9 protein-coding genes are annotated in these 13,725 nt (G+C 57.1%); 5 read left to right on the top strand and 4 right to left on the bottom strand.

Annotated features, from left to right (window positions below):
- Positions 1 to 5: 5 nt before the first annotated feature.
- The 4 genes from TRESADRAFT_RS01155 to prfA all read right to left on the bottom strand — a co-directional run bounded on the left by TRESADRAFT_RS01155 (position 6) and on the right by prfA (position 5,212).
- The gene (locus TRESADRAFT_RS01155) at positions 6 to 890 is read right to left on the bottom strand and encodes a branched-chain amino acid ABC transporter permease (protein ID WP_002702050.1); all 885 of its coding nucleotides are present in this window, start codon (positions 888 to 890) and stop codon (positions 6 to 8) included.
- 66 nt (positions 891 to 956) lie between these two features.
- A complete protein-coding gene (locus TRESADRAFT_RS01150) occupies positions 957 to 2,129 on the bottom strand; it encodes an ABC transporter substrate-binding protein (RefSeq protein ID WP_002702048.1) in 1,173 nt (390 codons plus the stop codon).
- Between the two features lie 369 nt (positions 2,130 to 2,498).
- Complete coding sequence (locus tag TRESADRAFT_RS01145) at positions 2,499 to 3,956, bottom strand: alanine/glycine:cation symporter family protein (RefSeq protein ID WP_002702046.1); 1,458 nt, start codon at positions 3,954 to 3,956, stop codon at positions 2,499 to 2,501.
- Positions 3,957 to 4,135: 179 nt separating this feature from the next.
- Complete coding sequence (prfA, locus tag TRESADRAFT_RS01140) at positions 4,136 to 5,212, bottom strand: peptide chain release factor 1 (protein WP_040841995.1); 1,077 nt, start codon at positions 5,210 to 5,212, stop codon at positions 4,136 to 4,138.
- Between the two features lie 415 nt (positions 5,213 to 5,627).
- Here prfA and TRESADRAFT_RS01130 point away from each other — a divergent pair, with 415 nt between their 5' ends.
- From TRESADRAFT_RS01130 to TRESADRAFT_RS01110, 5 genes are all read left to right on the top strand, one after another.
- Entirely contained in the window at positions 5,628 to 10,193 is a 4,566-nt protein-coding gene (locus TRESADRAFT_RS01130) for a 2-hydroxyacyl-CoA dehydratase (RefSeq protein ID WP_040841986.1), read from the top strand.
- A gap of 123 nt (positions 10,194 to 10,316) precedes the next feature.
- The gene (locus TRESADRAFT_RS01125) at positions 10,317 to 11,735 is read left to right on the top strand and encodes a hypothetical protein (protein WP_002702040.1); all 1,419 of its coding nucleotides are present in this window, start codon (positions 10,317 to 10,319) and stop codon (positions 11,733 to 11,735) included.
- Positions 11,736 to 11,972: 237 nt separating this feature from the next.
- On the top strand, positions 11,973 to 12,581 hold the full coding sequence (locus TRESADRAFT_RS01120) for a MotA/TolQ/ExbB proton channel family protein (RefSeq protein WP_002702039.1): 609 nt from the start codon (positions 11,973 to 11,975) through the stop codon (positions 12,579 to 12,581).
- Positions 12,578 to 12,961 (top strand): ExbD/TolR family protein, encoded by a 384-nt coding sequence (locus TRESADRAFT_RS01115; protein WP_002702037.1) that lies wholly within the window; start codon positions 12,578 to 12,580, stop codon positions 12,959 to 12,961. The genes TRESADRAFT_RS01120 and TRESADRAFT_RS01115 overlap by 4 nt, the downstream gene beginning before the upstream one ends.
- An 8-nt stretch (positions 12,962 to 12,969) precedes the next feature.
- Positions 12,970 to 13,725, top strand: a 756-nt coding sequence (locus TRESADRAFT_RS01110) for a hypothetical protein (protein WP_002702036.1), incomplete at its 3' end; no start/stop codon positions are given.

Raw genomic sequence — 13,725 nt, 5'->3', positions numbered from 1 at the left:
CCTCGCTAAACTTTGTCAGTGTTTTTCTCGCCGAAAAGCCCCGTCGGCATGAACATCAGCACGCTGATGAGAAGGACGAACGTGAACGCGTCGCTGAACGTCGTCAGCCCCGCGCCCTTTATCAGGTTCTCGCAGATTCCGATGAGAAACGCGCCGATGACCGCCCCCGGTATCGAGCCGATTCCGCCGAAAACCGCGGCGACGAACGCCTTCAGCCCGGGCATCGCGCCGACGGTCGGCGTGACTCCCGTATAATTCGAGAAGAAGAGAATCGAGCCGACCGCAGCAAGGAACGAGCCGATTATGAAGGTGACGCTTATCACAAAATCGAGCCGGATTCCCATCAGCCCGGCTGTCTCGAAATCCTTGGAGACTGCCCTCATCGCCATGCCGATTCTCGTGCGCCGGATGAGAAGGACGAGAACGCCGACGAGGACAACCGTCAGAAACGGGGTGATTATCGTCACCCGCTTCGTCATCGCGCCGAAAATCTGCACGGAATCGCTTATCCAGGGAATCGACGGATAATACTTCGTGAGCCCGCCCGTCACGTACAGCGCGAGGTTCTCGAGAAGATACGAGACGCCGATGGCGGAGATCATGACGGACATCCTCGGGGCGGAGCGGAGCGGCTTGTACGCCACGCGCTCTATGCAGAACCCGATGAGGCACGTTATGAGGATTGTGCATGGAACGGCAACGAAAAGCGGCAGCGCGGAATACAAGTAAATCATGACGAGCCCCGAAGCCATGAACAAATCTCCGTGCGCGAAATTGATGAGCCGCAGTATGCCGTAAACCATCGTGTAGCCGATGGCAATCAGCGCGTATTGTCCGCCTGTTGATATTCCCGCCAGAACATAGGGCAGGTTCGTCTGTATAAGTTCCATGCCGGTAAACCCCTTTTTTGAATCGAAAATGCCCGCACTTCCGTCGCGGAAATGCGGACTCGTTTTTTAGTTCACTTTCTGAACGGCAATGAATTTCCATTTGCCGCTTGCGTTGTCCACCTGCTTGACGTAGGCAACGTCGCGGATTGCGTCTCCCGTCTCGTCGAATTTGATGAGACCCGTGATGCCGTTGTGCGAGACAGACGGAAGGGCTTTTATGATGTCCTTTCCCTTCGTCGAGCCTGCTTTCTTGAGCGCCTCAAGCGCGGTGTAATAGCCGTCGAACCCCATCGCGGAGACTGCTGAAATCTCGTTGTTCCCGCCGTTGTTCGTGAGCGCCGTCGCGTTCGAGTCGAGGTAGCCGCGGAACCCGTCGACGAAATCCGTCACCTTCTTCTCGCTGCTTCCTTCCATGAAGAACGTCGTCACGAAAATCTGGACGGACGTTCCTTTTGCCGCGGCGAGGACGACGTTCGAGTCCCATGTGTCGCCGGCAAGGATCGGAATCGGAAGCCCCTGCGTGTTCGCCTGCTCGACGATGAGGGCCGCCGCCTCGATTGATACCGGCGAGAAAAATATGTCAGCGCCGATGTTGCGCGCGTTCGTGACGTATGCCGCAAAATCGCTCGTCCCGTCCGGGAACGTCTCGAAAACGGTCTCGCCGCCGAGCTTCTTGAACGCCTCGATGAAATAGTTGCACAGCCCGACGGAATAGTCGTCGCCGAGCTTTGCGAGGCAGTAGGCTTTCTTCGCCTTGAATGTGTCGGAGGCGAAATTCGCGAGGACAGTCCCCTGGAACGGATCGAGGAAGCAGATTCTGAAATAGTGGTCGTTTCCGAGCGTGACCTGCGGGTTCGTGCAGGTAAGCCCGAGCGCGGGAATGTCCGACGAGGCGAACGTGTCGCTTGCCGCAATCGACACGCCCGAGCCGTACGAGCCGAGGACGATTGAGACGCCCTTGCTCACAAGCTCTGACGCCGCCGTCACCGCCTTGTCGTTCGAGGATTCGTTGTCGACGGCGACGAGCTGGACTTTGTATTCCTTGCCGCCGATCGTGACGGAAGGCGTGACCGTGTTCGCATACTGGATGCCGAGCGATTCCTGCTTTCCGCCTGCACCGTTGTCGCCGGAAGCCGGCTCGTACACGCCGATTTTTACGACGTTTTCCTTCGTTCCGCCGCAGCCTGCGAGAAGAAGCGCGCCAACGGCGCAAAATCCGAATAAGTTTCTTTTTTTCATACGCAATCCTCCGAAAAAAAAGGCGTTTCACCGTAATGCTCCGTTTTCGGGCAACGCCCTGAAGCACTCCGGTGAAACGCCTTCGTTTTGCGGGAAAATGTAAATGGTTCCCGATGTCCGTGTCAATCGGTTTTCGTCATTTTGTTTCGGCTCCGCCCCGAAAAAGTTTGATTTGATTTGTCATGCCGAACGCTTTTCGTGCGGGCGCGGCTCAGCATCCCGCGGTTTCATTCAAAAGAGATTCCGTTAGGAATCCCGAATCCGTGTGACAACCTTCTGAAAAGATTTCGAGTCAAGATTTCTTCGAAATCCGTTCTGAATGAGGAATGCTGAGAATCATGTGTCCGCCAGAAATCCGGGCGGAGCTTTTTATTTCTGTTCGTCAAACGCCGAGAGCATAGGCTTCTCGTCCTTCCCGCGAATCTCGCGGTCGACATAGTTCTTCGTGATTCTGGCGACGAGCGGGCTGAGCGAAAGGACGCCGACGAGGTTCGGAATCATCATGAGCCCGTTGAACGTGTCGCTCAAATCCCACGCGAGCGAGAGGCTCATCGTGCAGCCGAAGAAAATCATGACGACGAAAGCGATTTTGTAAATCACGCTTGTCTTCTCTCCGAAAAGATACTGCCACGCCGTCGCGCCGTAGTGGCTCCATCCGAGCGTCGTGGAGAACGCGAAGAGAAGGATGGCGACCGCGATGAATTTGCCGCCAGCCGCGCCGAACACGGTTCCGAACGCTTCCCCGACAAGGCCGGCGCCCGCGTTCTGCGATACCATCGCGCCCGTCTGCAAATCGACTGTCCCGCTGGACAGCACGGCGAGCGCGGTGAGCGTGCAGACGATAATCGTGTCCGCGAAAACCTCGAATATGCCCCACATTCCCTGCTGCACCGGCTCCTTCACGTTCGAGCTTGAATGCACCATGACGGACGAGCCCAATCCCGCCTCGTTCGAGAACGCGCCACGCTTGAATCCCCACGTGATTGCCTTCTGTATACCGTATCCGACGACTCCGCCGCCCGCCGCCTTCGCCGCGAACGCGCCCCTGAAAATCGACGACATGACGGCGGGAATCGTTCCGATATGCGCGAAGATGACGGCAAACGCCCCGATGATGTAGAGGATTGCCATGAACGGGACGAGTTTTTCCGCGACCGTGGCGACGCGCTTGAGCCCGCCGAGGATGACGATTGACGCGACGATGACGAGCGCGATGCCCGTCGCGAACGGCGGGACGGAGAACGCGCTTTCCATGTTACCCGCAATCGAATTCACCTGGCTCATGTTCCCGATTCCGAAACTCGCCAGAAGGCAGAACGCGCTGAACATGACGGCGAGGACTGTGCCGAGCGTCCTGCACCCGCGGTATGAGCCGAGCCCGTCCTTGAGGTAGTACATCGCGCCGCCTCTCCATTCCCCGCTGGCGCCCTTCCGCCTGAAGTATATTCCCAGGACGTTTTCGGAATAGTTCGTCATCATCCCGAAAAGCGCCATCACCCACATCCAGAAAATTGCTCCGGGGCCGCCCAATATGATTGCCGTCGCGACTCCGACGATGTTGCCCGTCCCGATTGTCGCCGCCATCGCCGTGCAAAGGCTCTGGAACTGCGATATGGCGCGGCTGTCGCGCGAGGTGTGCGCCGTGATGTGCTTGTCGCGGAAAATCGCGCCGATTGTTTTCTTTATCCAATAGGAAAAATGCGCGAACTGGAATCCCCTGTTCACCGCCGTCATCACGATACCGGCAAGAAGAAGCAGGACAATTCCCGCCGTTCCCCATACAACACCGTTCACGGCGTTGTTGATGTTTGTAATCATCCCAAGCATGTAGCGCCCCCTTTTTTTTATCGTCCCGCGGAAAAATCGCACGGGCAAAAAAAAGGCGTTTCCCCGGTTTGAGCGGGAAAACGCCTTCGTTTGTTGGCGGAATGCTAGTATGAACGCGCGCCTCGTGTCAAGGCGGCTTTCCTCTCATCGGGACGTTTTGTCTTCGTCCGCCCCGGACATCAGCTTTCCAGCGACTTGAACTGCTCCTCTTTCGCGTACACGTTGAGCGCGTCGAGCATGTCGTCCATGTTCCCCATCATGAAGGAGGGAAGGTTGTGGACGGTGAGGTTTATGCGGTGGTCGGTCACGCGGTCCTGCGGGTAGTTGTACGTGCGGATTTTTTCCGCCCTATCGCCGCTTCCGACCATGCTCTTCCGCGCGCTTGAGCGCTCCGCGTCGAGCTTCGACTGCTCAAGGTCGAACAGGCGCGCGCGGAGAACCTGCCACGCCTTCTCCTTGTTCTTTATCTGCGACTTCTGGTCCTGCTGGATGACGACGATTCCCGTGGGAATATGCGTCAGTCGGACGGCGGAATCCGTCGTGTTGACGCACTGTCCGCCCGGTCCGCCCGCCCTCATCACGTCAACGCGGACGTCGCCGGGCTTTATGTCGATGTCGGCCTCTTCCGCCTCGGGAAGAACCGCGACGGTTACGGTCGACGTCTGGAGCCGTCCCTGCGATTCCGTTGCGGGAACGCGCTGGACACGGTGCACGCCCGATTCCCAGCGGAGCGTCCCGTAGACGAATTTTCCCGTAATCGAGGTGACGATTTTGTTGAAGCCGCCGACTTCCGTCTCCTGCGCCTCCATGTTCTCGTATTTCCAGCCCTTCCGCTCGCAAAGGTGGATGTACATCTCCCACATGTCGCGCACGAAAAGGGATGCCTCGTCGCCGCCCGCCGCCGAGCGTATCTCGAGGATGATGTTCTTCTCGTCGAGCGGATCCGGCGGGATTAGCTTGAGCTTTATCTGCTCCTCCATCTGGGGCTGCTTTTCCTCAAGCTCGCGCAGCTCCTCCCTCGCCATCTCCTTCATCTCCGGGTCGTCCTCCGCCGTAATCATCATCTTGGCGTCCTCTATTCCCGTGAGAATCTTCCTGTATTCCTTTCCCAGTTCCGTGACCTCGCTCAGGTGCCCGAATTCCGACATCGTTTCCTTGTATTTCTTGGCATCCTTGACCAAATCGGGGTCCTGCACGAGCGTGCTGACGACTTTGAACCGTTCGTCCAGCTCATCGAGTTTTTTCAGTAAGTCCATGCCGAGAGTATAGCGGAAAACGCCGCCCGCTGTCATTTCCCCGCGGGGCGGTGCCGTATGGTTTTTATATTTCCTTAATTACGGAAACGCCCTTTTCCCGGAGTCCAATGCCAAAGTTTTCGCCGCGGCGCATCTTGCCGTCCGCCGTCGACATTAGATGCTGACAGCTGGGCTAGAGGCTTTTTTCTCGTCGATGGTTCCGTTGGAAATCAATGAGCGGACGAATGCTTGTAAAATCCGCGCTCCTTCTCATGTTGAAAAAGAAAAAGAACACGAATAAAATAGGCGGGTTGAATCCTCCGCCCTCCATCGGGGAACGGTTTTCTCAAGATGTTCCGTTGTGCTTGGGATTTGGCGACGGATTTTTTCCAATTTATTTTATTTTTCAAGGATTTTTATGGAAACGGTCACTAATATGAAGTTTACGCCTGCGGCAGTTCCCGTGCGTATCGGAATAGATGTCGGCTCCACAACAGTAAAGGTTTTCTGTTTGGATGAGAATGATAAGGTTCTGTACGGAGATTATCAGCGCCACAGGGCCGACATACGGAACACGATAATAACAGTCGTCACGAAAGCGCTTTCGGAAATAGAGCCGCTCCTCAAACTCGGCGAGAACCAGCCCGTTTCCGTAAAAGTCACGGGTTCCGGCGGTCTTTCCGTGTCGCAGTGGCTCGGAATCCCGTTCATCCAGGAAGTCGTCGCCGCGACAACTGCCGTGAAGAAGCTCATCCCGCAGACGGATGTCGTAATCGAGCTGGGCGGTGAGGACGCTAAGATAACGTACTTCTCGAACGGCGTCGAGCAGCGCATGAACGGAACGTGCGCCGGCGGTACGGGCGCGTTCATCGACCAGATGGCGGCGCTCCTCGACACGGACGCTCCGGGGCTGAACGAGCTTGCGAAGGGATGCGGGCAGATTTACCCGATTGCGGCGAGGTGCGGCGTTTTCGCGAAGACTGATGTCCAGCCGCTTATAAACGAGGGCGCGCGGAGGGAGGACATCGCCGCGTCTATTTTCCAGGCCGTCGTGAACCAGACAATTTCGGGGCTTGCGTGCGGAAAGCCTATCCGCGGGCATGTCGCGTTCCTCGGCGGACCGCTCCACTTCCTCGACCAGCTCCGCGTGCGCTTCATCGAGACGCTCAAGCTGAAGGACGACGAGATAATCGCGCCGGAAGACAGCCAGCTTTTCGTTGCCGCGGGCGCCGCCTATTCTGCGGAAAAATCGTACAAGGCGATTGCGGGCGAGGCTCCGAAAGTGTTCAAGACGATAGCCCAGTTCCGCGACAGCCTGAAAAACCTCGAGGGCGCGGAGATGACGGAAGTGCAGCGCCTTGAGCCGCTTTTCGTCGACGACGAGGATTTGCGCGAATTCCGCGAGCGCCATTCGAAGGACAAGGCGAAGCGCGCGAGCCTTGCCGATACGCACGGGCCTGTTTTCCTCGGCCTTGATGCCGGCTCCACGACGACGAAGGCTGTTCTCGTCAACAAGGCGGGCGAGATTCTGTGGGATTTCTACGACGTGAACGCGGGAAATCCCGTCGATTTGGCGGTCCGCGTTCTCAAGCAGCTCTACGCGATTCTTCCGAAAGATGTGTACATCGCGCGCGCCGTCTCGACCGGATACGGCGAGGCGCTTTTCCAGGCGGCGCTTGGAGTCGATGCGGGCGAGGTCGAGACGATAACGCATTACCGTGCCGCTGAATTCTTCGTTCCGGGAGTCGAATTCCTGCTCGATATCGGCGGCCAGGACATGAAGTGCCTCAGGATGAAGGACGGCGCGATAACGTCGATTCAGCTCAACGAGGCGTGCTCGGCGGGATGCGGCTCGTTCCTCGCGAATTTCGCCAACACGATGAACCTTTCAATAAATGAATTCTCGCAGATTGCGCTTATGGCGAAGAAACCCGTCGATTTGGGAAGCCGCTGCACCGTTTTCATGAACAGCCGCGTCAAGCAGGCTCAGAAGGAGGGCGCGACCGTCGCCGACATAAGCGCGGGCCTTTCTTATTCCGTAATCAAGAATGCGCTTTTCAAGGTCATAAAGCTCCGCCGCGCAAGCGAAATCGGCACGAAGGTTGTCGTTCAGGGCGGAACGTTCTACAACGATGCCGTCCTCCGCGCGTTCGAGAAAATTGCGGGCGTCGACGTTTTCCGTCCCGATGTCGCGGGGCTGATGGGCGCGTACGGTTCTGCGCTCATTGCCTACGACCAGTGGTGCGATTTGACCGCCCCCAAGCCCGGACAGGAAAAAGGATGGGTTCCGCCGAAAATCGTCTCGAACATCGCCACGCTTGAGCAGCTTGAGTCTTTCAAGGTGTCGCTTGAGCTTACGCGGTGCGGCGGCTGCGCGAACAACTGCCTCCTCACGATAAACACGTTCACCACGAGCGGCGTGAACGGCGGCGAGAGCGAAGTCCGCCAGTTCGTGACGGGAAACAGGTGCGAGAAGGGGCTTGAGAGGCACACGCTCAAGAATACGAAGAAAGTCGACGGCTCCAACAAGGAAAACACCGGCGTGGAGGAGACGGAATTTGCGCTTCCGAACCTGTTCGACTGGAAGTACAAACGTCTTTTCAACCATTACGTCCCGCTTCGCCCGGAAGATGCTCCCAACGGCTCCGTTGGAATTCCTCGCGTCCTCAACATGTACGAGAACTACCCGATGTGGTTCACGATTTTCACGAAGCTCGGCTTCCAGGTTAAGCTTTCGCCGCGCTCGAACAGGACGGTCTACGAGCGCGGAATCGACTCGATTCCGTCAGAGTCGGTCTGCTATCCGGCAAAAATCTCGCACGGGCATTTCGAGTCGCTCCTGAAGATGGGATGCAAATTCATTTTCTATCCGTGCATTCCGTACGAGAAGGTCGAGGACAAGGGCGCGGGCAACCATTACAACTGCCCCGTCGTCACGAGCTACCCGGAAGTTCTCCGAAACAACATCGACGCGATACGCGAGGACAAGGAACTTCTTTTCATGAATCCGTTCCTCCCGATATACGATTTGCCGCGCCTCCGCGAGAGGATGTTTGAGGTTCTGCACGAGCATTTCCCGAACATCGCGAAGGAGAAGGTTTTCGAGGCCGTCGATGCGGGCTGGAAGGAGCAGGAGCAGTTCAAGCTTGAGACGCAGCAGGCGGCGGAGGAGGCCCTTGAGCAGCTTGTCGTCACCGGCGGGAACGGAATCGTGCTTGCCGGACGCCCGTACCACCTCGACCCGGAGATTAACCACGGCATCCCCGAGATGATTCACGGGCTGGGGCTCGCCGTCTTCACGGAGGATTCTGTCGCGCATCTCGGCTCCGTCGAGCGCCCGCTCCGCATCATCGACCAGTGGACGTACCACAACAGGCTCTACCGCGCCGCGAATTTCGTGTCGGGAATGCCGAACCTCGAAATCGTGCAGCTGACGAGCTTCGGGTGCGGTCTCGATGCCGTCACGAGCGACCAGGTCGACGAGATAATGAAGTCGAAGAGCCGCATGTATACGCTCATAAAAATCGACGAGGGCTCGAACCTCGGTGCCGTAAGAATCAGAATCCGCTCCCTCATCGCCGCCGTACGGGCACGCCAGCGGAATCCGCGCAAAATCGTGCGGAAATCAGCCGCGTACCAGCGCGTCCTCTACACCGAGGAAATGCAGAGGGACAAATACACGATTATCGCGCCGCAGATGTCCCCGATTCATTTCAGGCTTCTGCAGAAGGCGTTCCAGTATTCGGGCTACAATTTCGTCATCCTCGACGCCGTCGACCCGAAAGCCGTCGACACGGGGCTGAAATTCGTGAACAACGACGCCTGCTATCCGTCGATAATCGTCGCCGGCCAGATGATTGAGGCGCTCCAGTCCGGAAAATACGATTTGGACAAGGTCGCGCTCATGATTACGCAGACGGGAGGCGGATGCCGCGCCACGAACTACATCGGCTTCATCCGCCGCGCGCTGAACGACGCCGGATGGTCGCACATCCCGGTCATCTCGCTCAACGCGCTCGGGCTTGAGAAGAATCCCGGGTTCACGTTCACTGCCGGATTGATTCACCGCGCGATGATGTCCGCGTTTATCGGCGACCTCCTCATGCGCGTCCTTTACCGGGTGCGCCCGTACGAGAAGGTTCCGGGGAGCGCGAACGAGCTTTACGAGAAGTGGAACGCGCGCGCCGAGGAGATGCTCAAATCGACGTCAATCATAAAATACCGGAAGCTCGTCAAGGGAATAATCCGCGATTTCGACTCGCTGCCGATTCTTCCCGTCAAGAAGCCGCGCGTCGGCGTCGTCGGGGAAATCCTCGTCAAATTCCATCCGACTGCGAACAACGACATGGTGAACGTAATCGAGAAGGAAGGCGCCGAATGCGTCATGCCGGATTTGATGGACTTCCTCTTCTACACGATTTCCGACGGTGTGTTCCGCCACAGGGAGCTTGCGTTCCCGAAGAGCGAGGAGCGCAACGCAAAAATCTTCGTGTGGGCGCTTCAGCTTTACCGGAATTACATCGAGAAGAAGCTCCGCCAGAGCCGCCGCTTCGACGCGCCGACATCGATATGGAAGATGATGGATTTGGTCGACGGAATCGTGCAGGTTGGGAACATCTCCGGCGAGGGATGGTTCCTCACCGCGGAGATGGTCGAGCTCATCCATTCCGGCGCGCCGAGCATCGCCTGTGTCCAGCCGTTCGCGTGCCTGCCGAACCACATCACGGGAAAGGGCGTCATAAAGGAATTGAGGAAACGCTATCCCGAGTCGAACATCAGCGCAATCGATTACGACCCGGGCGCGAGCGAGGTCAACCAGCTCAACAGGCTCAAGCTCCTGCTGTCGAACGCCCCTGTCGGAAAGAACCCCGACGAGCTTCCGAACGGAAAAATCTGGACGCCGAAGGGCGAGGTCGAGCCGATTGTGCAATACGCCGCCGGCGCCACGTTCGTTGACGACGACCCCGTCGACGCGCCGAATTCTGTTCCGATGGCGGAGTAGGAATTCCGCCCGCGGTTTCCGCTGTTATGAAAAGTTCCGTCCCGAATGCGTTCGTGGCGGAACTTCTTTTTTTCAGCGGCACGCCTTTTAGTCCGATAATCAGAAAGAATGGAGAAGTGTTCAATGTCAAGAATTTGTTCGGTTTTGATTATGCTCGTGTCGATTGCGGTTCTGCCGCTGACCGCCGAATACAACAGGCTCGGCGTTCCCGATTCGTCCGCTATCCGCGAGAAGATAGCCGAGTCGTGGTTCTATCCGTCATACAAGAATCTGAAGGACCGGAAGCCCGAGGTCTACTCGAATTCAATCGGCCAGCGGTTTCAGGTGCGCGTCGAGCCCTCATCGGAAACCACGTTCTCCGTTGTCGTCGCCCCCGAGGTGTCGCTCTCGTACGATGTAGTCGACAACGGCGTCATGAGGAAGGAGACCGTGAGCGAATTCATTGCCGACGCGTGCGGCTCGTGGATTCTTGAAAGGAACCGCGCGACGGGAAAGCCTGTCCGCATCAGGTTCTACTTCGTTCAGGACGGCGACGTGTTCATCCAGTTTTCGAGGGATTCCGCCGTCGGAAACAAAACGCTTTCCGATTACGTCATCGGAGGCTGCTATGCCGCCCGCTCCGTCCCGTGCGGAATCGCGTTCGACAGGCTCTATACGATTCCGTTCGAGGACGTGCTCGACCTTACGGAGCGCACCCTCCCGTGGCAGTACGCCGACATCCATCCGGGGCAGTACGCCACAAAGACGGCGATGATAAGCAGAATACGGAAGAAGCTCCCGTCGCTCGAATACGCCGCGTGGGGCTGCTACGACGAGAGCGGGAATCCGGTCAACACGTACGACGGGAAACCCCGCAAAAAAAATGAGGATGAGGAGAAGAAAGACGACGACGGGAAACTTTCCATGGATTCCAACGGCTTCGTGAAGTACATCGTCGACGGAATCGTCGAAAGCTACTCGGGAAGCTGCACGTACGTCGCGCCGCTTCTCCGCGAGACGGTCGCCGTGAATCCTCTCGGGTATGCGGGCGTCCGCGGGGAATCCGAGACGCTCTCTCTTTCCCTCGACTGGACGAGGAACCTTGCCGCCGCCCGCCTTTCCGTGCAGACGAAAAAAATGTACTTGTACGAGGAATCCGGCGTCGACGTGCAGATTGAGCCGTTCAGCGCGGAGATGACGGAGAAGGGAATCGTGAACCTTTCCGGGTATCTCAAGAATTCCGGGTATCGGGCGGAATTCCTGCCGCAGGTGCTTTATGTCCTCGGGGTCACTGAGCCGACGTATTTTTATCTTGCGGCAATCAGGGAGCGCATTCCCGGCGACCCGTCTACGCCGAAGGAATCTGCCGAGATTTATAAATTCTCCGATTCCGCCGTCATTTTCCCGTATTTCGACAAGTCCGGGCATTTCGCGTGCGTCGTTTTCCAGATGACGCCGTCCGGCGCGAAGGAGATGACGCTCGGCGCGTTCGTTGCCGAGCACGACGGCTGCTATGTCCATCTCTCTCGCGTCCTTTCCTCGGAAGGGTTCAACCTCCGCTGATTAGGCCTGTTCGATACCTTTGTTATCGTTCAAGTCGGCGAGTTCAAAGACGTGCAGGTATCACTGTTTTGAACATCGCATTTTAAGGTAACCTGTTCTGAAACTGAGTTTTTCGAGCAGGTTTATTTTTTTTCGGGGTAGTTCCGCTTTTTGGCGGGCGCGCTTGATGCGGAATCCCCGGTTTGCTTCCGCAAGTCTATCGAAAAAAAAAACGAGAAAGTGTAGAATCCTTTCACTATGAGTATTTTTACGGCGGGCGGAATCGTTCTGATTCCAATAATCATCTGCGGGCTTATCGCTGCGTTCATCGTGGTCGAGCGGTTCGTTTATTTTCGCGCAATCGACAAGCGGGACGAGAAGTTCAAGAAGGATATCGACATCTATCTCACCAGGCATGACTACCTTTCCGCGGAATCGGCAAGCTCCAATGCCGATACGCCGACTGCGCAGGTGATAAAGAAGGCGATTCAGAGCAAGAAGCTTATCGAGGCGGACATGCGCGAGATGGTTCAGTGCGAGCTCGATGTCGTCGTGCCGCAGTTTGAGCATTGGATAGGTTTTTTGGGAACGGTCGCGAACGCCGCCATGCTTTTGGGGCTGCTCGGGACGGTAATCGGCATCATCGAGGCGTTCGGCGTTCTCGGTGACGGCGGCGGAATTTTGAACCAGGAGTCGCTCGCACTCGCAATCGCGCACGCGCTCGTGACTACTGCCGCCGGATTGTGCGTCGCCATTCCGTCGTTTGTCTTCTCGTCGTTCCTCGAAAAAATCGTCGACTCGAAAATATCCGAGATGGAGCGGTTCGTTACGGGGACGGTTCTCCGTCTCACTGGCAGGATTCTATGAAGGCGCGCAGAAAAAGCCGGAAAACGCGCCATCTCGTCATAACGCCGTTCATCGACATCGCGTTTATCCTCGTCCTCTTCTTCATCGTCGATTCCTCGTTCGAACTGTCGCCCGCGCTCGACGTGAGCCTTCCGCAAAGCGAGACCGCGCTCGGCAGCGAGACGTTCGGGCTTTCGGTCGCGCTGCTCGCCGACGGGACGGTTTTCGTCAACGGGGAGGAATCTCCGCTCGTTTCGCTTTCCGAAGCGATAAGCGCATTTGACGGGAATTTGCCCGTGGAGCTTCTTGCCGACGAGAACGCGCGGAACGGGGATGTCGTGAAGATTTTCGACGAGCTGAAGAAAGCCGGTTTTTCTGAAGTGTATCTGAGGACAAGATAATAGAAGAAATGAACGATTTGCAGAAACATTCGGCAGCTGCGGGAATTCTCGGGAGCGTCGCCGCCGTCGTCATTTTTCTCTCCGCCGCGTCGTTCCTTTCGGAAAAATTCGGGAACGCCCCGCGCGTCGTCAGAATCCATCTTTCCCAGAAGACGGAACTTTCCGACGACGCGAAAAAAGCGCTCGCCTTGTCGCGCAGCAATCCGAACAGAATAGACATCGAACGGAAATCGCTTTCCGAACAGAAATCCGATTCCCGGATAAAAGCAGAGCAGGCGTCGGCGGAAAAAGCCGCAAGAATCGCAGCTGAAAAGAAAGCCGCCGAAGCTAAGCGGATTGCGAAGGAAAACGCCGCGAAAAGAAAAGCCGAGGAAGCCGCCGTCGCAAAGCTCGCCAAGGAAAATGCGGCAAAGGAAAAAGCCCGTCTGGAAGCCGAAAAGCGCGCCGCCGCAAAACTCGCAAAGGAAACTGCGGCAAAAGAGAAGGCCGAGAAAGCCGCCGCCGCAAAGCTCGCAAAAGAAACTGCAGCCAAGGAAAAAGCAGAGAAGCGCGCCGCCGAAAAACTCGCAAAAGAAAAAGCCGCCCAGCTCGAAGCCGAGCGAAAAGCCCGCGCTGCCGCCGAAAAACTCGCCGCCCAAAAAGCCGAATCCGAGCGCATCGCCAAGGAAAAAGCCGCGAAAGCGGAAGCAGAACGCATCGCGAAAGAAAAAGCCGCAAAACTCGAGGCAGAACGCATCGCCAAGGAAAAAGCCGCAAAACTCGAG

Origin of the sequence: Treponema saccharophilum DSM 2985 (assembly GCF_000255555.1) — a bacterium.
GTDB lineage: Bacteria > Spirochaetota > Spirochaetia > Treponematales > Treponemataceae > Treponema_D > Treponema_D saccharophilum.
This window is presented reverse-complemented; position numbering and strand designations above follow the sequence as displayed.

Bases quoted from the DNA above. Each gene is read 5' to 3' on its own strand.
- TRESADRAFT_RS01155 (WP_002702050.1), bottom strand. From the start codon at position 890: ATGGAACTTATACAGACGAACCTGCCCTATGTTCTGGCGGGAATATCA.
- TRESADRAFT_RS01150 (WP_002702048.1), bottom strand. From the start codon at position 2,129: ATGAAAAAAAGAAACTTATTCGGATTTTGCGCCGTTGGCGCGCTTCTT.
- TRESADRAFT_RS01145 (WP_002702046.1), bottom strand. From the start codon at position 3,956: ATGCTTGGGATGATTACAAACATCAACAACGCCGTGAACGGTGTTGTA.
- prfA (WP_040841995.1), bottom strand. From the start codon at position 5,212: ATGGACTTACTGAAAAAACTCGATGAGCTGGACGAACGGTTCAAAGTC.
- TRESADRAFT_RS01130 (WP_040841986.1), top strand. From the start codon at position 5,628: ATGAAGTTTACGCCTGCGGCAGTTCCCGTGCGTATCGGAATAGATGTC.
- TRESADRAFT_RS01125 (WP_002702040.1), top strand. From the start codon at position 10,317: ATGTCAAGAATTTGTTCGGTTTTGATTATGCTCGTGTCGATTGCGGTT.
- TRESADRAFT_RS01120 (WP_002702039.1), top strand. From the start codon at position 11,973: ATGAGTATTTTTACGGCGGGCGGAATCGTTCTGATTCCAATAATCATC.
- TRESADRAFT_RS01115 (WP_002702037.1), top strand. From the start codon at position 12,578: ATGAAGGCGCGCAGAAAAAGCCGGAAAACGCGCCATCTCGTCATAACG.